This is a genomic window from Borrelia sp. P9F1, assembly GCF_030436115.1.
GTDB lineage: Bacteria > Spirochaetota > Spirochaetia > Borreliales > Borreliaceae > Borrelia.
In genome coordinates this window covers 89,974-111,223 of record NZ_CP129407.1, presented here as the reverse complement: position 1 = coordinate 111,223, position 21,250 = coordinate 89,974, and the positions used below count along the sequence as shown (strand labels likewise).

The following is a 21,250-nucleotide window of genomic DNA, read 5'->3' as shown; positions in this document are numbered from 1 at the left end:
CCTTAGGCAATGCTTCTATGCTTTTTTTTAATGATGGAGCGGAGAAAGCAGTTATTTCTAGTATATTTTATAATCCTGAGAAGTTAGAAGAGACCTCTTTGTATTTAAAGGCAGATGATTTTTATAATAACACACATCAGATGATCTTTAGGGCCATGTTGTCTCTTTATGAAAAGAGAGAAAATATTGATCCGATAACTGTTTTTGAGGAGGTCTCTGCTTTAACTCCTAAGTCTCAGATTTTGAGTGATTTTAAAACTTTAACGGGATTTCAGGATTATTTAAGCCTTTTGTCTGTATATCTTCCAACGGATAAGACGGTGAATGCGCATGCAAAAATTATTAAGGAATATCGAATTAGAAGGGATGTTTCTAAAATTTCTAGAGAACTTAATGATTTGGTGAATGATTCTACAAAAAAAGTTGACCAATTTATAGAGGAAGCGCAAAGACAGGTTCTCTCAATCGATCTAGATTATGCTAGTAAAAATTTACATCATGCAAAAACTGTTGTTGAGAGGGTACATGCTGAAATATATGAGAGGAGTATGAAAACTAAAGAGTCCAACTTTGGAATTTTAAGCGGGTTTAGAAAGGTTGATGCTCTTATAGGAGGATTTAGAGATAGCGATTTTATTATTATTGGTGCTCGTCCTAGTGTTGGGAAGACAGCATTTGCATTAAATATTGCGTCAAATATAGCATTAAGGAACGATAAAAGACGCAAGGTGGGTTTTTTTTCTCTTGAGATGACTTCAGATGCTTTGGTGAAGAGAATAATGGCATCTAGGGCAAATATTGATAGCTTTAAGGTTCAAAATAGCATATTGTCTGGACGTGAAATTCAGGCATTAAATAATGCAGCAAACGATCTTAGTAATGCTGAGCTTTATATCGCAGATACTGCTAACATAAGTTTGTTGGCGTTAGCGACTCAAGCTAGGAAGCTTAAGAGATTTTCTGGTGTAGATATAATATTTATTGATTATATTAGCCTTGTTTCGCTTGAGGCTAAAAATATTCCGAGGCATGAGCAAGTGGCTTCAATTAGCAAGGCACTCAAGGAGCTTGCAAGGGAGCTTAAAATTCCTATTGTTGCGCTGTCTCAATTGACAAGAGATACTGAGGGCAGAGAACCTAATCTTGCAAGTTTAAGAGAGTCAGGGGCTTTAGAGCAGGATGCTGATATTGTTATACTGCTCCACAGAGATAAAGATCTAAAAAGCAACTCTGTTAGTGATGAGAATCCAGTAGCACAAACTCAGGTCATTATTGCCAAACATAGAAATGGCCCAACGGGTAGGGTTGATATATTGTTTTTGCCTCATGTTGTTAGTTTTGTCAATAAGGATAATGAGAATGAGTATTAGGATTCTATTTGGGTTTCTATGTCGAGTGTAGAGAAGTTTATGTTTTAATTCCCACGCCGATTCCTATGTAGTGAAAGGTTAGTCTGTGTTTATCTAATTTGCTGGTGTCTATATTATAAACGAGCGATGAATAGTTGATTTTTGTAAAAATCTTAAAGCTGTATGTTGCTTTGTTGTATTTAAATGCTTCCATCAGTATACCGGGTTCAACTTCAAGTCCTAGTTGGAGCGTGTCTCTTATTTTTAAAGGCCTGTAAATGGATTTAATATCTTTGTTGTCCTTATTGTAAGATAAAAATATTCCAGATCCCACGTACAGTGTGAATAAATTTTTTGTAAATAATGCGTATCTTATTCCGGATGAAAATCTATTTGCAAAACTATTTGTTTCAGTTATATCAGTATCATAATTTGTGGCAATAGCAAAGTAAAACTCTAATTCAGGCATAGTTTTGTAATATACTAAACTTCTCATTTGTAATGGAATCATAAGCTCATATCCGAAAGAAAAATTTTGGTTATCAATATGAAAATCATTCTCCCAGTTATTTTCATATTCTTGAGTTAAGGATATACCAAAGCCCCCCACGCTTAAGAAATTTTCCTTATTTGAAAAGTTTATTAAATTAAGATTATTTGTTGTAAAAAAATTTTTGGAGTAAAGTTTGTATTGAATTCCTATTCCATTTTCTGCCTCTTGTACCTTTGCATATGTTTCTATGCTACGTATTTTACTTTGAGTCTGATAGAATATTTTAGCTTCAAGTCCTATAGCTTCATTTTTAAGATCTATTCCGATGCTTACTTTAAAAAAATAATCCATAAAGTACGACAAGTCAGTGTAAGTTTCAAAATTTAAGAACCCCATATAGGAATAGCTTACTGCTGTACTTAAGAATCCCCTGTAGTTATATTTTTCATAATTTATAGGGAATGGTCTCATTTGCCTTAAGACAAAGTGTACCAACTGCTGCATCAATCTGCCACTCCAGTCTCCATAAAGTAAATTTTTAATACCAACGCCTAGGTTAATTTCTCCAAAATATTTTTCCCCTGATTGCATTAAGAATGGGAAATAATACATGAAGCCAACCTCAAAAAGATCAACTCTTTTTCTAACTTGTTCTGGGTCATCTTTGTATCCTCTAAAGGTCAACATATGAGCTTCCGCATTTATTATGAAATTATATTTTGATTCATGAGTAAATATTAAAGAACCACTCCTAAGGTCATCAAAAAAGTCACTAAATGAGAACCCAAAGCCGTCATTTAGTGTTTCAAAATGGTACTTGTCAACTCTGTCATTTTTATACCTTATTGAATGATTGTAAGGACAAGCATCAACCGCCGATATTGTCATTAGTATAATTACAAGAATTCTATTGAGCACACTTGGCGGATAATTGTATCATATTTGAGTATAAAGGAGTAGCATTTGGGATGACTTTTTCCAATTATCACTAATTATTTAAGCTTTGTTTTTTGTGATGATGTTTTGTTATTATATAGTTGAGTAACATTTTTGTTTGAGGTTTTAAATGAGAAAAGTAGCAATTATTGATGGACTTAGATCACCAATTTTTAAGTTTGGAGGTGCAATGAAGGGTATGGATATTGTTAATATATCCTCAGACATTGTTAAGGCTTTGCTTGGGAGAAACAATATTGATGAGGTAGATGAGGTTATTGTTGGGAGTGTAATATCAGCAGGGCTTGGTCAAAATATAGCTAGGCAAATTGTTTTAAAGGCTGGGTTGAGTGAAAATATACCTGCTTGTACCGTAAATAAGGTTTGTGGTTCAGGTCTTAAATCTTTAGAATTTGCTTTTAACGCGATTGCTCTTGGTAATAGTGATGTTGTTTTGGCTGGAGGAGTTGAAGATTTAAGTAATGCACCTTATCTTTTACCAAGAGGTGTGAGATTTGATGGTTTAAAATTCGGAGATTTTAAGATAGAGGATTCAATATATAAAGATGCTCTAGTAGATACTCTGAGCGGTACTGTTATGGGACTTACAGCAGAGTATTTGGCAGAAATGCATGAGATTACAAGAGAGATGCAGGATGAATTTGCATATAATTCGCATATTAAAGCGATAGTAGCAAGAGATAGTGGATATTTTGATGATGAAATATATCCACTATCTCTTGTTGATAAGAAAACGAATAGCAAGAGTATTGTATCTAGCGACGAGGAGATACGAGATGATTTGACCCTAGATAAGCTTTCAAATTTGAAACCAATCTTTAAAGAGGGGGGTACAATTACCGCAGGCAATTCTTCTAGTCTAAACGATGGAGCTTGTTTTTTAATATTGGCGGGCGAAGATATTATTCAAAAAATGGGAATTGAACCTTTAGCCTATGTTGGAGGGTTTAAGAGTATTGGTCTTAGTCCTCTTCACATGGGGTTTGGGGCATATCTTGCTATTGACGAGATCATAAAGAAGTTCAGCTTAATCCCTAGTGAAATTGGTTTTGTTGAAACAAATGAAGCTTTTGCAGCTCAAGCTCTAACTGTTTTGAAAGCTCTGCATGAGAATTATAACATGAAAGATAACATTGTTAATGTTAAGGGGGGGGCTATTGCGATAGGACATCCATTTGCGGTCAGTGGGGCAAGGATTTTATTAACTTTGGCGCGCCTTATGAAGATTAATAACAAGCATAAAGGAATTTCATCTCTTTGCGTAGGAGGAGGTCAGGGCATAGCTTCTTATCTTTATAGATAAGTTGTGTTAGTTATTTTAAAACTAGATTTAAATTTAATGTTTTGCTAGAATTTTGACTATTGATGTAAGGTTGGTTTTTATGCGTGATTTTTTATGTTTTCTGTTGGTTGTCTTTGTGGGGATGGTTTCTTTTGCTCAAAATGCTCCTGTTGTTGTTGTTAATTTGCACAGTAATGAGATTATTACTAGAACAGAGTTTGATTCTAGGGTTAATACATTGAAGAAGACGCAAGGGAGGGATTTAAATATCGCTGAAAGGAAGCAGGTTTTACAGGTCTTAATAGCCGATATTCTTTTTGGTCAGGAAGCTTTAAAGCAGGGGATCAAAGTTGAAGAGGCTGAGGTTATGCAAACTATTAGAGCTCAATTTGGACTTACGAATCTTACGGATGAACAGATTAAACAGATGATAGAAAATCAGGGCACTAATTGGGATAGTCTTTTATCTTCGATGAAGAGGTCTCTTTCTGCGCAAAAATTAGTTTTAAAAGTTGCTCAGCCTAAGTTTTCGGAAGTAAAGACTCCGGAGGAGAAAGATGTGGTTGAGTACTATGAGGCTAATAAGACTAAATTTGTTAATCCAGATATAACAAGGGTGAGTCATATTTTCTTTACTTCTAAGGATAAGAAGAGGTCTGATGTTCTTGCTAAGGCGAAGGATATTGCAGGTCAGATAAAGACAAAAAAGATTACCTTTGAGGAAGCTGTGAGGAAGTATTCGGAAGATGAGGGGTCTAAGTCTAAGAATGGGGATCTTGGATTTTTGGCAAGAGGTGAGCAGAATGCACAAAATGTACTTGGGGTGGATTTTATTCGAGAAGTTTTTGCTCTCAGGAAGGGAGATATTTCCCAGCCAATATCTTCAAAAGAGGGGTTCCATATAGTTAAAGTCACTGAGACATATTCTCAAAAATTTTTGGGACTCAAGGATAAAATATCTCCCAATGTAGATATGACTGTAAGGGATGCTATAAGGAATAATATGGTTAATGCTCAGCAGCAACAAATTGTTGCTAGGGTGCAGCAGGAGATGTACGATAAACTTAATAAATCTGCCAATGTGCAAATTTTGGATTCTGACTTAAAATAGAGGGAATGTTTACTATTTAGTTATGGATTTGAGGTATAAGGCTAGGGAATTAGCCTTCAAAAAGATTTACAGTATCGATATTAATCGCAATTCGGGGAGCGATATCTATGATATTTTTAGCCTTGAGGATGTGTTGGATGTCGAAGAGTTGAGATTATTTTATTCTGTTTTGGTTAATGGTACTTGTGAAAATTTGGAGCCTATTGACAGGTTGATCAGTGATGTCTCCCTTAATTGGCGTTTGGAACGTATGGATAAAGTTGATCTTGCTATATTGAGGATGAGTGTGTTTTCGCTTAAATTTCAAAATCTGGAAGTACCTAAGAGAGCCATAATAGATGAGGCTGTTTTAATTGCCAGGAAGTACGGAAGTAAGAATTCTTATAAATTTGTTAATGGAATACTTGATGGTTTGTTGAAGGACATGGAGAGCTCATTTGAAAGCAAATAAAAAATTGATATTTGTTCTTGCTTTTTTAACCATTCTTTCATTGGGTGTTTTTTACCTTAGCTCAAATTTGTCTCTTTTGTATATGTTAAAAGGGAAAAGGGATTTTAATAGGCTTATTGTGGAAGTTGACAATTATCTTTTGAGGAATGATTTATACAGTGCGGGTAGAGCCATGAGGGTATCTGCATCTTATGCGGATACTGAGTTTAAATGGATTTCTTTAATCAAGAGAGTAAAGCTTTACTCCCTTAGGGTTAAGGATTATTCGCTGATGAAAGATGTTGTTGACTCGGGGGTTAAGATCTTGCCTGGAAATTTAAAGCTTAGGGCTCTTGAGGTATATGCTAAACTAAAATCGGGTTCTGTCGCAGAGGCTTGCGATGTTGCAAAGCAATATCTTATTGGACATGAAGAATATAGGAGTTTATACGAAGAGGCTTTTATTAGGGGTTTGTCTTTGAATTATGGTTTGGGAAGTGTTAAAGATTTCCTGGTTAAAATAGCTAAAGAAAAGGATGCTTTTACGTTTGAAAACATAGGTTTAAGTCTTAAGAATAATGCGTTTTTAATTAATGCAATGCTTTTGTACTTAGAGAAAAAAGATTTATCTTCTGCTAAGAGGATACTTTTAAAAATAAGGGAAGATAAAGAGTTTGCTAGGGAACTTGCCCATATTTCCTACGGTCTTGGTAATTTGGATTTTGCTATTGCTAACCTTAACCTTATCAATGATGACAAAGAACCGAATTTGATGTTTTTACTAGCGGATGCATATCTTAAGAGGGGCGACATTCATAATGCCAAGGCTGAATATTTAAAGCTTTATACTAAGTTTCCGGATCACAGTATGATGATTTATCTTGGCTTGGCATTTATTGCAAGGAAGGAAAACGATCTTAAAATGGCGATTACTTATTTGAATAAAGCGAATAGCAAGTTTAAAGATAGTAAAATGATGAACTATTATTTAGCTAATACATATTTTGAAGCTAATGATTATTTTAGTGCGAATGAAATTGCAAGAAAATATAAAGACGACCCTTTATTTTTTAAGATTTACTTTGTATTAAATTATTCAAACCTTGATTATGAGGCTAAAAAATCTTTTTTGTGGCGCTTGTTTTATAGGTCAAATTATAGATCAGATATTGCTCAGCTTTTAGCTTGGAATTTGCTTCTTTATTTTGATTTAAGGGATTTAGATTTATTTTTCAAAATTTATAGTCCTTTTGATAAGGCACATGATTGGTATTATTTCTATAGGTTTTACTATGATTTTCTTAAGAAAGACCTTGACTTTTCAAAGAAGGTAATTTTTGAGAAAAAAGTGCAAAAATATTTATATGGTGTGTATTACAATTTTGGAATTTTGAAACTTTATCAAAAGAGTTATAGAGAATCTGAGGAGTATTTTAATAAGGCAATTTCTTTTCTGCCTTTTACTCTTAATGATAAAAGTAGAATGAGTCTGGAAGAACGAGAGAGTGCGGCAAAGATCTATTTAAAGAGAGGAATTAATTATCTCTATTTGGGTGAGTTTGAAAGGGGACGAGAGGCCATTTTAGATTCTCATGGTTTTTATGAAACTAATGAGAGCAAGATTTATATGAATATGATAGAAGTTGTTAAGGAAGGGAATTGAATTTGGGGGTAAGGTTAAAGTGTAGAGAGGATATTGAAAAAGTAAAGGCATCGGCAAGTCTTTTAGCACAAACTCTTTTAGAGATTGAGCGGGGTATTGCACCTGGGGTGAGTACTAAGGATCTTGATTTTATTGCTGGTGATTTTATTAATAGCAAGGGAGCTAAGCCTGCTTTTAAAGGGTATAATGGTTTTAAGGGAGTTATTTGTGCTTCTGTAAATGAAGAGGTCATTCATGGAGTGCCAGGAGCGAGGAAGCTTAGGGAAGGCGATGTTGTTAGTATTGATTGTGGGGTTATTTTGGATGGGTTTTATAGCGACATGGCTAAGACATTCAAGGTGGGGCAGGTAAGGCCTGAGATTAGTAAGTTATTAGAAGTAACAGAAGAGGCTCTCTATAGAGGGATTTCCGAGATGAGGGTTGGTAATCGAATTTTAGATATTTCAAGAGCCATAGAGAATCATATTAAACCATTTGGTTTTGGCATAGTTAGAGATTACACGGGGCATGGAGTTGGTTTTGCTTTGCATGAGGAGCCTAGTGTTCCTAATTATTATGTTCCTTTTTTTAAGAATACTCGAGTTCGGGAGGGAATGGTATTGGCAATTGAGCCAATGGTGAATTTAGGGGGTCATGAGGTTTCTGTTAGGGAAGATGGTTGGACTGTTTTTTCATCTGATTTAAGTTGTTCTGCTCATTTTGAGCATACTGTTGCCGTTGTAGATGGATTTCCTCTAATTTTAAGTGAAGTTTAATTAGTGTTAAAAGTTATTTAAAAGATTTGGTTGAATATTATGGAGGTGTTTAAAGTGAAGAAAAATTTTTTTTCTGTATTTTTTGTTAGTTTCTTAGCCTTAGGTATTGGATTTTTTATTGGAATACATTATTTAAAACCCGATAGGAATACTATTGTTTTTGCACAAGAGAAGGGAGATGCTTTACAGTCTTTTCAAGATTCTTTTAGAAAGGCGTCTAGAAAGATTTTGCCGTCTACCGTAGAAGTTTATGCTACTGGAGTGATTAAAGAAAGGGATCCTTTTCATTTTTTCTTTTTCGATATGCCGGGGTTTAATGTTGAAAGGAAGGCTAAATGGGCTGGTTCTGGTATAATCATTGGGAAGGATTCTAAGAAGTCAAATTTATTTTATGTTCTTACCAATAGTCATGTTGTAGATAAGGCTATTGAGTTTGAGATTGGAACTTATAGTAATAAAACTTATAAATCAAAACTGGTAGGTAAAGATGATAAGAAAGATCTTGCACTTATTAGCTTTGAGGCCGATGATGCTGAAATTAAAATAGCTGAACTTGGTGATAGTGATGGGCTTGAAGTAGGGGATTGGGTCATAGCTGTTGGAAGTCCCCATCAATTTAGTTTTACGGTGACTGCAGGTATTGTTAGCGGGCTCCATCGTTCAGCAAATCCTAATTTAAAGGCTAGAAATCTATTTATTCAGACAGATGCAGCCATTAATCGTGGAAATTCTGGAGGACCTCTTGTAAATATTAGAGGCGAAGTTATTGGGATTAATACATGGATATCTTCCCCTTCTGGTGGTAATGTTGGTCTTGGATTTGCCGTTCCTATTAATAACGCTAAAAATATTGTGGATGCCTTTATGGTTGGGAAAAATATTGAATCAGCTTGGCTTGGTGTTTCTTTTTATAATTATAAAGACAAGGACATGGCGGTTCTTGAAAGCTTAGGTTATGATGATGAGTCTGTTTCATCTGCAATTATTGTAAACGTTTATGTAGGTTCACCTGCCATAAAATCGGGGCTTAAACCTGGCGATATAGTGCTTAAGGTAAATGGGGTAGCAATGAATATTTCTAGAGATGTTATTCATTATCTTAGCGATTTTTATGCGGGAGAGAAGGTTGAAATTGAGGTTTTAAGAAAGGGAGAGAAGAAAAAAATAGATATTGTGCTGGCCGTGAGACCCGATGACAAAGAAATTTTAACAAATGGTAAGTTGATTCCAGGGTTTGTTGTTTATCCTTTAACTAGTGAAGCTAAGGCACAACTTGGGTTAAGAAATTGGATCAATGGAGTTGTTGTTGACAGTATTGATAAGAGTATAGAGAAGAGTGCTAAAGTTTCAACAGGAGATGTGATTACGGCCGTTAATTCAAAAAATATTAAGAGCTTAAGGGATTTTTACGATGCTATTGAGCTTGGAAAGAATACATACAGTGTATTAAGGGGTGGCCAAACGATAAAGGTATCTTTTTAAATAGACTTTATTTCAAGAATTGACGTAAAGAATTGTTTATTTACGTCAATTTGGATTTTATGTAAATACCATACTGTTTAGGTGTTGTTATTTGGTATATGTGTAGCATATGAAGCTTGGTATGATAATGGGTTATTTTAGGAGCCGTGTTGATGAAAAAGTTCATTTCTTATGAAGAAATAAGAGTAAACGGGTTTAAGCTTGCTTATAAGATGTATAAAGATGGATTTATTCCTGATATTATCTATGTCTCTTTGAGGGGCGGGGCTTATCTTGGTAATATTATTAGTGAGTTCTTTAAATTTATTAAGATTGAAAAACCACTTCTTTACGCTGCTGTTGTAGCAAGGTCTTATGATGTTTGTAATGATCAAAAAAAGATAATGATAGATGGGTGGACTTATGATCCCAAATATTTAAGAACAGGGGATAATGTGTTGTTCGTTGATGATGTTTTTGATACTGGACGTACAATCATCCATTTGCGGGAAGAGGTTCTAAATAGAGGAATAGATAGTCAAAACATTAAAATCGCTGTTTATGATTACAAAGAACGGGGAGGTGTAAAACATGGGCCGGATTACTACGTTAATAAATATTCAAGCACAGAAGTAAACACTTGGATCCATTACCGCAATCACGAGCTTGCGGGACTAACAGAAGAGGAACACAAGCTAAATTTCGAGAATGTAGATGGCGAATTGAGTAGAATATTAAAATTTTTATCGAAAAAGACTAAGCTTACTTGATCTTTATGTATTCTAACTCACTGTATCCTTTTGTAACTAGTGTTTTCGTTATCATTCCCAGATTGCCCTCTGATATGGGGCCAATTAAAGCAAAATTTTTATTTACTTGTGTTTTCATTTCTCTGTTAATCGCGTTTATCGCTTTTATTCTTTCGAACTTATCATTAGTATAATTTGGATAAATTTTGATGTTATACCATGTATTCCTTTCTGATTTTTCCTTCCCTATATTCGTAGTGTCCCGTGGGTACTGTATTTTATCTGACTGCCTTATTTCTATGTTGCCGGTTTCATTAATACCCGAGTTCTCGTTTTTGATATAGGATGGATTCCTATCTAATTTCCTAGAGCCATTTTTTGACTCAAAGCTATGTCCATGTCCGTAAACTCCACGTGACTGTGGATACTTGATCCTAGTTGATTGATTAATGATGACACCGCTTTTATTTTTCCCCGTCCCTCTACCCGAAAGTTCCCTCTCTACATCCGAGGACAGTTTCAGAATGTCTTCTGCTCTCCCTGAAGGAAGTATCAAAAGAGAAGACAGTAAAAATGCTGCTGCATACAGAAATTTCAATTTTACTCACTCCCAAACCCTTCATTAGAAACAAATGTTTTTAGGGGTCCTTGGAAACGGTATCACATCTCGAATATTGGCCATCCCCGTCACATATTGAACCAACCTCTCAAGGCCCAGCCCAAACCCAGAGTGGGGAGTTGAACCGAATCTCCTCAAATCTAGGTACCAATTAAGAGTCTCAACTTCCAAGTCTAGCTCTTTTATTCGTTTATTCAACTTGTCTAGATTATCTTCTCTTTCGCTGCCTCCAATAATTTCCCCGATGCGTGGAACCAAAATATCCATTCCTTTAACAGTTTTGTTGTCTTCATTCATTTTCATATAAAATGCTTTAAATTCTTTGGGATAATCAATAACCACTATAGGTTTTTTAAAGATCTCTTCTGTTAGATATCTTTCATGTTCTGTTTGCAAGTCTATTCCCCAACGAGGTGTTGTTTCAAATACTTTATTTGTACTTTCAAGTTTTTTAATGGCCTGAGTATAAGTGATAACCTCAAAGTTTGAGTTTATGACATTTTCAATTTTGTTGATTAGTCCCTTTTCAATAAAGTCTTCAAAAAATTCCATGTCTTGGCTACAACTATTTAACACTCCTTTTAGGATATACTTAAGAAAATCTTCTGCCAATTTAATATTGTCTTCAAGGGAAAAAAATGCCACCTCGGGTTCAATCATCCAGAACTCTGAAGCATGTCGTGTTGTGTTAGAATTTTCTGCTCTAAATGTTGGGCCAAAAGTATATATTCTTGACAATGCCATCGCATAAGCTTCTCCATGTAGCTGTCCAGTCACAGCAAGGAATACTTCTTTCCCGAAAAAATCTTCTTTAAAGTCAATTTTTTTGCCTTTCGAAATGTTGTTAAGATCTAGAGTGGATACACGAAATATTTCACCGCATCCTTCTCCATCATTCGATGTGATTATTGGAGTATTTACATATAAAAATCCATTTTTTTGAAAGTATTCATGGATTTTATAAGAAACTTGATTCCTAACCCTGGCAACAGCTCCAAATGTGTTGGTACGTATTCTTAAATGAGAAATTTCTCTTAAGAATTCAAAGGAGTGCCTTTTTTTTTGTAAAGGATATGTTTCCTGGTCTGCTTCTCCGATTATATTGAAATTTATAGTTTTAATTTCGTGTGTTTGACCCTTTGCAGGACTTAAAATTAAAATTCCTGTTAAGGATATGCTGGCTCCTGTCGTAAGTTTTTTAAGCTCTGTTTCCTGAAAGTTAGAATTTTCTTCATCAATTACAGCTTGAATTCCCCTAATATTTGAACCATCGTTGATTTCGACAAATGAAATTTTACCACTACTGCGCCTTGTTCTAACCCACCCTCTTACTGTAACTTTACTTTCTACTATGGGGTTATTCAGAATGTCTTTTATACTTTTGTACATAGCTCCTCTCAATATAACTTAATTTATAATTATTATATCTTAAACATATAATAGTTTTAGAATGTGGTAGCGTATGGTGGTTTAAGTATTTGTTGATATTATTGAAAGCGAACAAAATTAATAATCCATACTAGGATTTGAACAAGACTATGAGCAATTTAAAAGATATGCTAGTGATTTTTGATTCAGGGATCGGTGGCCTTTCCTATTTTGAATATATAAGAAAGCGGCTTGGCAGAAGAAACTATCTGTATGTTGTAGATAATAAAAACTTTCCCTATGGCGAGAAAACCATAGAGTTCCTTTTAAAAGAGATTCTAGAATCAATTTTAAAATTGGAAAAAATTTGTAACATTTCCTCATTGGTTTTTGCTTGCAACACAGCGTCTGTTAGCACATACGGTAAGTTAAGTTTTGCTTTTCCTATAATATACACCTTGCCCTCAATTAGTTTAATAGAGAGCCTAGCATCTAGAAAGGTGCTATTAATAGCAACAGACACTACTGTTAATAGCGCTTTTGTAAGGAACGAAAAGAGATTGCACGGCGATTTAGTTTTAAAGTCTGCTGGAGAGCTTATAAATTTTGTAGAGTATGGGGATAGGTTTAAAGAGGATGCGTTTAGGTGTCTAGAATCATTAAAACTAGAGGTTAAAGCTAGCAAACGAGATGTGATTTTTTTAGGCTGTACTCATTATCTACATATTAAAGATATGATTGAAAATTTTTTAGGAATTCCTGTCTACGAAAATCGTGCATTTGTAACAGATGAGCTTGCTAGGACTGCTCCTAAGGTTAGCGATGGTGGGGATTTTATAAACTCATTTTACTTAACAAAAGATGAAAATTTGTGCTTTTATAAAAATTTTTGTGAGAAATATGGGCTTAAATTTAAGGGGATAATTGATTGAATGACCTTAAATTTGAAGTTCTTTGGGGTGTAAACAATATTTATTCTATTATCGATGTTAACACCAATTTAATTTATGAAGGGGTTATTAAGGGCAAGATCTTGGATGTTCAAAATAAAGAATATAGTCCTTTAGTGCCTGGAGATTTCGTGGTAGGAGATGTTTATGATGAATGCAAGGTGTATATCAAGGAGAGATTAGAACGTAAGAACATTTTTTGGCGTTACAACAGAAAAGCTGATATCAGGCAAATTATTGTCTCAAATATTGATAGTATTTTGATTGTTAATTCTGCTAGCCTCCCTGAGATCAAGAATTCATTTATTGATAGGGTATTAATAGTTGCTGAAGAGCAAGAAATTACTCCGATTATTTTGATAAATAAAGTGGATGAGGGTGTAAGTAGTAGGGTTCAAACTTTGATTAAAGTTTATGAAGATTTAGGATATAGGGTTGTTCAAACTTCTGCTATTACTTTACAGGGTATTGAAGAATTAAAATCAATTGTTAAAAGCTCCAAAGCTTCTTTTATTGGACAATCTGGTGTGGGAAAATCTTCACTTATAAATTTAGTTAGTTTAGATGCGGCACAGGCTATAAATGAAATATCTTATAAATATGCTAGGGGAAGACACACTACGGTCTATGCTGTGGCTTTTCATTCAGATGATGGGATAGTAATGGATACTCCAGGTATTAAAGAGTTTGGGATTGAGACACTAGACTACTTAAAACTCAAACATTGTTTCAGAGAGTTTAGGGATTTGAATAATTTGTGTAGGTTTAATTCTTGTTTGCATATAAATGAGCCAAATTGCTTTGTAGCAGGTCAAATTGGATTTAAAGTTTCAGAAGCTAGATATAAAAGTTACTCAAAAATTTTAGAGGAGCTTAGGAGATATAAAAGCTATGCAAGATAAATATTTAGAAAAAATCAATTTTTATCAAATATTATCCTCAGTTTCTTCTTATGTTAGCATTACAGATACTATTAATCTTTTAAACAGCCAGAAAATACTGAAAAATGAAGAAGAGCTTAATAAAGTATGTTTTCTTGTTAAAGTAATTAAGAATCTCGTTGAAACTTATGATGAATATCCAAATTCTTATTTAAAGAGTATAGGCGATTCTATTAGTTTGCTTTTTAAGGAAAATTCGAGGGTGTCTATTGAAGAAATTAGTAATATTATTTTTTTTCTTCAAGAAGTTTTAAGAATAAATTTTTTCCTTGATAAGAATGAATTTAAAGCCAAGAATGAAAATGAAAGTTTGAAAGCTTTGTTGTTTCTAGATTCAAGTCTTAGGCGTTTGCTGGAGGTTTTGTCTGGGTATATTGATACTGATGAGCTTAAGATAAGGAGAGGCGTTGCTAAAGATTATGATGAGATTGATTTTGAGCTTAAAAATTTGGACAAAAGAATCGAAAAACAGGTAAAAAGAATAATAGCTTTAAATTCGGAATATTTAACATCAACCCTTGTTTATTATAAATCAGATAGATACACTGTTGCACTTAGAGCTAGTTTTAAAAATAAAATTAAGGGAAATGTGATATCTATTTCATCTTCCGGTGAGACATTTTATATTGAACCAAGTGAGGTAGTAAGTGAAAACGGTCGCTTGGCTTTTTTAAGGTTAGAAAAGACTCGCATAACTTTAAGAATACTGCATACGCTTTCAGATGAAATTCGAAAACAAGTTGTTCTTTTAAAAGAGCTTTATAATAAATTTTTATACTACGATTCTCTTAAGGCTAGGGCAATTTATGGCATGAAGACTCGAGGAATATTTCCCAATATTGGTTCTAGGCTTAACATCCTAAACGCACGCCATCCTCTAATAAAGAATGCAAAGGAAATAAATTTTTGTCCACTAGAGAATAAAGTTGTAGTTATTACGGGCCCTAATGCTGGTGGAAAGACTGCGACTTTGAAGACTGTTGCTCTGTTGAGTGCTATGTTCCAGTTTGGAATACCTGTTCCGGTTGATGAGAATAGTACTTTTAAGATTTTTGATAATATTTTCATCGATATTGGAGATGAACAATCAATTGAAAATTCGCTTTCAACGTTTTCAAGTCACATGAGGAACATTTCTTGTATTTTAATACAAGCAACGGTAGATAGTCTTGCGGTATTTGATGAATTTTGTTCTGGGACGGATACTGAGCAAGGACAAGCATTGGCAATAGCTATCCTTGAGTATTTAATTAACATTAGCTGTTATGTAATTATATCAACTCATTACAATTCTCTTAAGTATTTCGCATATACGCACGAAGGCGTTATTAATGCATCTATGCAGATGAATTTAGAAAGAATGGAGCCCGATTATAATTTGATATTTTCCCTTCCAGGGGAAAGTTTTGCCTTCAGTGTAGCAAGCAATTCTTCTATTCATCCTGATATTATACTCAGAGCCCAAGAGATTTATTCATCTAAGAAGACGGAGGTAAATGAAATAATTGAAAGACTTACGAATAAGGAGAGAGAAATATATTCGCTTGAAGAAAAATTGAAAGGGAAGCTTAAACTTATTGAACTTAAAGAGATTGAACTCAGTGGCCTACAGGAGAATATTATTCTTAAAGAGAAGGATATGGAAGAAACGCTTTTAAATGAGCAAAAAGAATTTTTAAATTATTCAAGGAGAACTTTAGAAAATTTGGTTAGAGAGATAAAAGAAGGAAAGGTCGATTTGAGCAAGAATAAAGAGTTTATTTGCAATGTTACAGACAGGATAGCGGAAAAGACGTCCAAGGTTGAACTTCTAGCTAATGAGGTTGCTAGTGATGCTGAATTTAGAGTGGGCGATAAAGTTAGGGTATCTAATTCAAGTATTTTAGGAGAAATAGTGGGCGTTACCAAAAAGGGATTTATTGTAAATACTGGTGTTTTTAATATTACAGTTTTGTCTTCTAATTTAGATAGGGTATTAGCTGAAAAGGAAGTTGGTAATACTTCAAAGAGAGACTTCAGCTTTTCTTTAAAGTACGAAGATAATGAGTTGTTGGGGTTTACTTTTGATATTAGAGGAATGAGGGTAGTTGAGGCCATAGATTTTTTGAGTAAGAAAATAGATACTATGCTAATAAGCAATGTTGGTAAATTTGAAATCATTCATGGCAAAGGGGAGGGTCTTCTTATGGCCGGTGTTCATGAGTTTTTGAAGAGCTTAAAGTTCGTTAAAAAGTATTATTTTTCTCATCCTAGTGATGGAGGGGCTGGGAAGACAATAGTAGAGATTTAAATGGGCATAGCGAGGTTCGAAGAACTTGAAAATGTATTGTTCAATATATGTCTTGATGTTGATTCTGTCCTTGAGGATGAATTTGGTAGTGCTTATGAGGTACATCCAAACAGACCTCCTAGGGGTAAAGCGGCCAACGGTATTTTGGATGGGCTTTTTCGTGTGACTACATCTTTTACTCCTGGATATGGTTCTAATTTTGGAAGAGGATATTTGGTTATTATTGAAATAATAACTCTTGATGTAGTTGATGTTGAATTTAGTAAAAGAGCTACGGAGAGAGGTATTAAAATTTTTGAGGAGAAATTAAGGGAAAAATTTCCAGGTAAAAAACTTTGCATAGTGTATGATATTAATGTGTACAAAATTGTTGGAGACTTTTTTAGTAATTAATCTTTGAATTTATTAACTGTTGAGTTTAAAAGGAATCAAATAATTAAAATTACATTTATTTTAAAAATTTAATTTTGGTTTATACTTGATATACGTGAGATGAGCTTGAATATTTTAAGTATTAGTATTACTATTTTAGAGTTGAAATTTGTTAGTAATAATTTCTCTGTTTTTTTGTTTATTGAATGTTTTCAATTATTTTATCTTTGCCTAAGGGGTTTTCATGCAATTTGAAGTTAAGGATTTGATAAGTAGGATTAAGAAGGATGGGCTTGAGGAAGCTGATAGGTTGGCTAGTGAGGTCGTTGATAATGCTAAGAGGGAAGCTGAGGCTATTGTTTTGAAGGCCGAGAATGACGCTAGGGAGTTAAAAATAAGGGTGGAGAGAGAAATTAGCGATTATAGGAGGCATGCTCTTGAGGCATCGCGCCAGGCGGTTAGGGATTTGATTATTGGTACTGAGAAAGGCATTAAGTCTTTGTTTGAAAACGCGTTAAAGGATTCTGTTTCTAGGAGTTATGATAATAACTTTATAAGCAAGCTTATTGTTAAGGTTGTAGATGGGTGGAGTAGAGGAGATAGGATAGATGTTATGCTTAACGAGTCTGATCTTTCTGATTTATTGGCTCTTCTGAGGGCAGAGGTGGGAGAGAAGCTTAAGGGAGATGTTGAAGTTAAGCCCTTCAAAGGGATAAACAAAGGATTTAAAGTCCAGGAAAGAGATGGTAGTCTGCATTATGATTTCACTTCGGAGACTATTTCTGACATCCTTTTTGAGTATTTAAATCCAAGGTTTAAGGAATTAATTAAGGTGGTTTAGAGAGAGGTGGTATGCTAAGTCCGTATTACTATGTTCTGTCGTCGTTGCCTTATCTTGATATAAAGAGTGGTAATGTGTGGGGTGTGTCAGATTTTTTCAAAAATGTTGAAAACGCTTTGGGTCGACAAGATTTTGTCTTTTTGAAAAATTTGTCAGAGTTTGGTCCTGCCAGAGGAAGCTTGGGAGTTGTTGATTGTTTTCTTGATTTTGAGGAAAAAATGAAATGTGCATTAGCCTGTATTAGAGCCGAAAAGTTGGGGCTGCCAAGGGATGTTTATTTGGAGTCTTCTTATTTTTCAGGTTATTTCTTAGGACTTTTAAAAGTTATTTGTCTTAAGGAAACTCCTTTTGAGGTGGAATTAGGGCTTGATATGTTGAAGTGGCAATTTTTGACAGATCTTGAAGTGGGGAATGAATTTAACTTTGAAAGGTTGGTGATCTACTTTTTGAAATTAATGTTAGTCTCAAGAAGGAACCTGTTTGTGGATGAGATAGGCGAGAGAAATTTTGCAGATATTTGTCAACAATTAAGAATTGATTATGAATAAGAAGTTTTAGAAGAGGAATTTTGATGGAAACTAGAGGAAAAGTAGTAGGGGTAATTGGGAATTTGGTTACTATTGAGGTTGTTGGTACTGTTGCCATGAATGAGGTTATTTTTGTTAAGAGTGCCGGGAAGAGTTTGAAAGCTGAGGTAATTCGTGTTAGGGACGGGGAAATTGATGCTCAGGTGTTTGAGATGACTAGGGGAATTTCTGTTGGGGATGATATTGAGTTTACAAATAAGCTCTTAACAGTTGAGCTTGGACCTGGGCTTTTAACCCAGGTGTATGATGGGCTTCAGAATCCTTTGCCGGAGCTTGCGGCTCAATGTGGATTTTTTCTAGAAAGGGGTTTGTATTTAAGAGCTCTTGATAAGAAAAGGAAATGGAATTTTAAGGCAACTGCTAGCGTGGGGGACGTTGTTACTGCGGGTGATTATCTTGGGTTTGTTGTTGAGGGTACTATTAACCATCAGATAATGGTTCCGTTTGATAGAAGAGACTCTTATATTCTTGTGGAAATTGTTGAAGAGGGCAATTATACTATAGACGACAAAATAGCGGTTATTGAGAATGATGCTGGAGATAGGCATGTTGTGACTATGTCATTTCATTGGCCCGTTAAGATTCCTATTACGAATTATAGGGAGAGGATCATTCCTAGTGAACCCATGGTGACTCAAACAAGGATAATAGATACGTTTTTCCCAGTTGCAAAGGGTGGGACGTTTTGTATTCCTGGGCCTTTTGGTGCTGGTAAGACAGTCCTTCAGCAGGTTACGAGTCGTAATGCTGATGTTGATATTGTAATTATTGCTGCTTGTGGAGAAAGAGCAGGGGAGGTGGTGGAGACTCTTAAGGAGTTTCCTGAGCTAACAGATCCGAGGACAGGTAAGTCATTGATGGAGAGAACATGTATTATTTGCAATACGTCCTCTATGCCAGTTGCTGCGCGGGAGGCCTCGGTTTATACGGCTATTACTATCGGTGAATATTACAGACAGATGGGGCTTGATGTTCTTTTATTGGCAGACTCAACTTCGAGGTGGGCTCAGGCTATGAGAGAGATGTCAGGACGTCTTGAGGAAATTCCGGGGGAGGAGGCGTTTCCCGCTTATCTTGAATCTGTTATTGCATCTTTTTATGAGAGAGCAGGTATTGTTGTTTTAAGAGATGGTGGTGTTGGTTCTGTGACTGTGGGTGGTTCTGTAAGTCCTGCTGGGGGTAATTTTGAAGAGCCGGTGACTCAGGCGACTTTAAAGGTTGTGGGGGCATTTCATGGTCTTACAAGAGAGAGGTCGGATGCTAGGAAGTTTCCAGCTATTAGTCCTCTTGAATCTTGGAGTAAATATGGGGGGGTTGTCGAGGCGGAGAAGACAGAATATGCAAGATCATTTTTGGTTAAGGGTAATGAGGTGAATCAAATGATGAAGGTTGTTGGTGAGGAAGGGATAAGTAATGCTGACTTTTTGGTTTATTTGAAGTCGGAGCTTTTGGATGCATGCTATTTACAGCAAAATTCTTTTGATAGTGTTGATGCGGCGGTGAGTCCGGAGCGACAGAATTATATGTTTAATATAATTTACAATGTTTTAAAGTCGGATTTTAAATTTGAGAATAAGCTAGAGGCTAGAAATTTTGTTAATGAGTTAAGGCAAAATATTTTAGATATGAACCTCATACCCTTTAAAGAAGAAAGGTTTAATAGATTGGAATCTGCTTTAACGGGTTTAATCGATTCTAGGAAATTAAATTTTAGAGGTGTTAGTTAAAGATGAAAAGGGTATACAGTAAGATAGAGTCTATTGTAGGGAATGTGATAACTGTTACGGCGTGCGATGTCAAGTATGGGGAACTTGCTATTGTAAAGACGAAGGATATGAGTTCTTTAGCTGAGGTTATTAAATTGGATAGGGATAAGGTTTCTCTTCAGGTCTACAATGGAACAAGGGGTGTCTCGACTGCAGATCAAATTAAGTTTTTAGGGCATCCGATGCGGGTTGCATTTTCTGAGAATTTGCTTGGCAGAGTTTTTGATGGAGCTGGAAATCCAAAGGACGGAGGGCCTAGTCTTGAGGATAATTTGATTGAAATTGGAGGGCCCTCTGCTAATCCGGCTAAGCGGATTATTCCTAGGAATATGATACGGACGGGACTTCCGATGATAGATGTATTTAATACCCTTGTTGAATCGCAAAAGTTGCCGATATTTTCTGTATCTGGGGAGCCTTATAATGAACTGCTTTTAAGGATAGCTCTTCAGGCTGAAGTTGATTTGATTGTTCTAGGGGGGATGGGGCTTAAGAATGATGATTATTTAACTTTCAAAGATTCTCTTGAGAAGGGAGGAGCGTTGGGCAGAACCATATTTTTTGTTCATATGGCTAATGATTCTGTTGTTGAGTCTTTAACTGTTCCTGATATTTCTCTTGCTGTTGCTGAGAAGTTTGCCCTTCAAGGGAAAAAGGTTTTGGTATTGTTGACTGATATGACTAATTTTGCTGATGCCATGAAAGAAATTGCTATTACTATGGAGCAGGTTCCTTCTAATAGGGGTTATCCCGGTGATTTGTATTCACAGCTTGCATCTCGGTACGAGAAGGCTATTGATTTTGAGGGGGCTGGGTCTATTACTGTACTTGCGGTTACTACTATGCCTGGGGATGATGTTACTCATCCAGTGCCTGATAATACAGGGTATATTACCGAGGGGCAGTATTATTTAAGGGGAGGCAGGATTGAGCCTTTTGGATCTCTTTCAAGGCTTAAGCAGATGGTTAATGGTAAGACGAGGGATGATCACAGGGTAATTATGGATTCAATGATTAAGCTTTATGCATCTTCAAGGGAATCTATGGAAAAAAAGGCTATGGGATTTAATATGACAGAGTGGGATGAAAAGCTACTTAAGTATAGTGGTATGTTTGAGGGCAAATTGATGGATTTGTCTGTTAATATTCCTTTAGAAGAGGCCTTAGATTTAGGGTGGGAGATACTCTCTAGTTGTTTTGAGCCGAGGGAGACTGGAATTAAGACAGAGCTTGTAGAGAAGTATTGGCCCAAAAAAGAGGCTTAGG

General features: G+C 35.2%; 19 protein-coding genes. 16 read left to right on the top strand and 3 right to left on the bottom strand.

Annotated features, from left to right (window positions below; all coding sequences use genetic code 11):
• Nucleotides 1-17: 17 nt before the first annotated feature.
• Entirely contained in the window at nucleotides 18-1,370 is a 1,353-nt protein-coding gene (dnaB, locus tag QYZ68_RS00560; RefSeq protein WP_301384381.1) for a replicative DNA helicase, read from the top strand.
• Between the two features lie 37 nt (nucleotides 1,371-1,407).
• Here dnaB and QYZ68_RS00555 read toward each other — a convergent pair whose 3' ends face one another.
• The gene (locus QYZ68_RS00555) at nucleotides 1,408-2,730 is read right to left on the bottom strand and encodes a hypothetical protein (protein ID WP_301383567.1); all 1,323 of its coding nucleotides are present in this window, start codon (nucleotides 2,728-2,730) and stop codon (nucleotides 1,408-1,410) included.
• Between the two features lie 178 nt (nucleotides 2,731-2,908).
• On the opposite strand from QYZ68_RS00555, the gene QYZ68_RS00550 reads away from it, so the two are divergent.
• From QYZ68_RS00550 to QYZ68_RS00520, 7 genes are all read left to right on the top strand, one after another.
• Nucleotides 2,909-4,102, top strand: coding sequence for a thiolase family protein (locus QYZ68_RS00550; protein ID WP_301383565.1), 1,194 nt, complete (start codon nucleotides 2,909-2,911; stop codon nucleotides 4,100-4,102).
• Between the two features lie 79 nt (nucleotides 4,103-4,181).
• Nucleotides 4,182-5,192 (top strand): peptidylprolyl isomerase, encoded by a 1,011-nt coding sequence (locus tag QYZ68_RS00545; protein WP_301383563.1) that lies wholly within the window; start codon nucleotides 4,182-4,184, stop codon nucleotides 5,190-5,192.
• A gap of 22 nt (nucleotides 5,193-5,214) precedes the next feature.
• Nucleotides 5,215-5,643 (top strand): transcription antitermination factor NusB, encoded by a 429-nt coding sequence (gene nusB / locus QYZ68_RS00540; protein WP_301383561.1) that lies wholly within the window; start codon nucleotides 5,215-5,217, stop codon nucleotides 5,641-5,643.
• Nucleotides 5,630-7,285, top strand: a complete 1,656-nt coding sequence (locus tag QYZ68_RS00535; RefSeq protein ID WP_301383560.1) for a tetratricopeptide repeat protein — start codon at nucleotides 5,630-5,632, stop codon at nucleotides 7,283-7,285. The genes nusB and QYZ68_RS00535 overlap by 14 nt, the downstream gene beginning before the upstream one ends.
• 2 nt (nucleotides 7,286-7,287) lie before the next feature.
• Complete coding sequence (gene map / locus QYZ68_RS00530; RefSeq protein ID WP_301384380.1) at nucleotides 7,288-8,040, top strand: type I methionyl aminopeptidase; 753 nt, start codon at nucleotides 7,288-7,290, stop codon at nucleotides 8,038-8,040.
• Nucleotides 8,041-8,094: 54 nt separating this feature from the next.
• The gene (locus QYZ68_RS00525; RefSeq protein WP_301383558.1) at nucleotides 8,095-9,522 is read left to right on the top strand and encodes a trypsin-like peptidase domain-containing protein; all 1,428 of its coding nucleotides are present in this window, start codon (nucleotides 8,095-8,097) and stop codon (nucleotides 9,520-9,522) included.
• 152 nt (nucleotides 9,523-9,674) lie between these two features.
• On the top strand, nucleotides 9,675-10,271 hold the full coding sequence (locus QYZ68_RS00520; protein ID WP_301383557.1) for a phosphoribosyltransferase: 597 nt from the start codon (nucleotides 9,675-9,677) through the stop codon (nucleotides 10,269-10,271).
• Here the strand turns inward: QYZ68_RS00520 and QYZ68_RS00515 are convergent.
• Complete coding sequence (locus tag QYZ68_RS00515; RefSeq protein WP_301383556.1) at nucleotides 10,264-10,848, bottom strand: hypothetical protein; 585 nt, start codon at nucleotides 10,846-10,848, stop codon at nucleotides 10,264-10,266. The two genes, QYZ68_RS00520 and QYZ68_RS00515, sit on opposite strands and share 8 nt — an antisense overlap.
• A 24-nt stretch (nucleotides 10,849-10,872) precedes the next feature.
• Nucleotides 10,873-12,258 carry an asparagine--tRNA ligase gene (asnS, locus tag QYZ68_RS00510; protein ID WP_301383555.1) on the bottom strand — a complete coding sequence of 462 codons (1,386 nt, stop codon included), beginning with the start codon at nucleotides 12,256-12,258 and terminating at the stop codon, nucleotides 10,873-10,875.
• 149 nt (nucleotides 12,259-12,407) lie between these two features.
• Here asnS and murI point away from each other — a divergent pair, with 149 nt between their 5' ends.
• The 8 genes from murI (at nucleotide 12,408) to QYZ68_RS00470 (ending at nucleotide 21,249) form a co-directional block, all read left to right on the top strand.
• The gene (murI, locus tag QYZ68_RS00505) at nucleotides 12,408-13,169 is read left to right on the top strand and encodes a glutamate racemase (RefSeq protein WP_301384379.1); all 762 of its coding nucleotides are present in this window, start codon (nucleotides 12,408-12,410) and stop codon (nucleotides 13,167-13,169) included.
• Nucleotides 13,166-14,089 carry a ribosome small subunit-dependent GTPase A gene (rsgA, locus tag QYZ68_RS00500; RefSeq protein ID WP_301383554.1) on the top strand — a complete coding sequence of 308 codons (924 nt, stop codon included), beginning with the start codon at nucleotides 13,166-13,168 and terminating at the stop codon, nucleotides 14,087-14,089. The genes murI and rsgA overlap by 4 nt, the downstream gene beginning before the upstream one ends.
• Complete coding sequence (locus QYZ68_RS00495; RefSeq protein ID WP_301383553.1) at nucleotides 14,079-16,418, top strand: endonuclease MutS2; 2,340 nt, start codon at nucleotides 14,079-14,081, stop codon at nucleotides 16,416-16,418. Before rsgA ends, QYZ68_RS00495 begins: the two co-directional genes overlap by 11 nt.
• Nucleotides 16,419-16,811 carry a hypothetical protein gene (locus tag QYZ68_RS00490; RefSeq protein ID WP_301383552.1) on the top strand — a complete coding sequence of 131 codons (393 nt, stop codon included), beginning with the start codon at nucleotides 16,419-16,421 and terminating at the stop codon, nucleotides 16,809-16,811.
• Nucleotides 16,812-17,034: 223 nt separating this feature from the next.
• A complete protein-coding gene (locus QYZ68_RS00485; protein WP_301383551.1) occupies nucleotides 17,035-17,631 on the top strand; it encodes a V-type ATP synthase subunit E in 597 nt (198 codons plus the stop codon).
• 11 nt (nucleotides 17,632-17,642) lie between these two features.
• Nucleotides 17,643-18,179 (top strand): DUF2764 family protein, encoded by a 537-nt coding sequence (locus QYZ68_RS00480; protein ID WP_301383550.1) that lies wholly within the window; start codon nucleotides 17,643-17,645, stop codon nucleotides 18,177-18,179.
• A 23-nt stretch (nucleotides 18,180-18,202) separates the two neighbouring features.
• A complete protein-coding gene (locus QYZ68_RS00475; RefSeq protein WP_301383549.1) occupies nucleotides 18,203-19,945 on the top strand; it encodes a V-type ATP synthase subunit A in 1,743 nt (580 codons plus the stop codon).
• A 2-nt stretch (nucleotides 19,946-19,947) separates the two neighbouring features.
• Entirely contained in the window at nucleotides 19,948-21,249 is a 1,302-nt protein-coding gene (locus tag QYZ68_RS00470) for a V-type ATP synthase subunit B (RefSeq protein ID WP_301383548.1), read from the top strand.
• The last annotated feature ends 1 nt before the right edge of the window (nucleotide 21,250 follow it).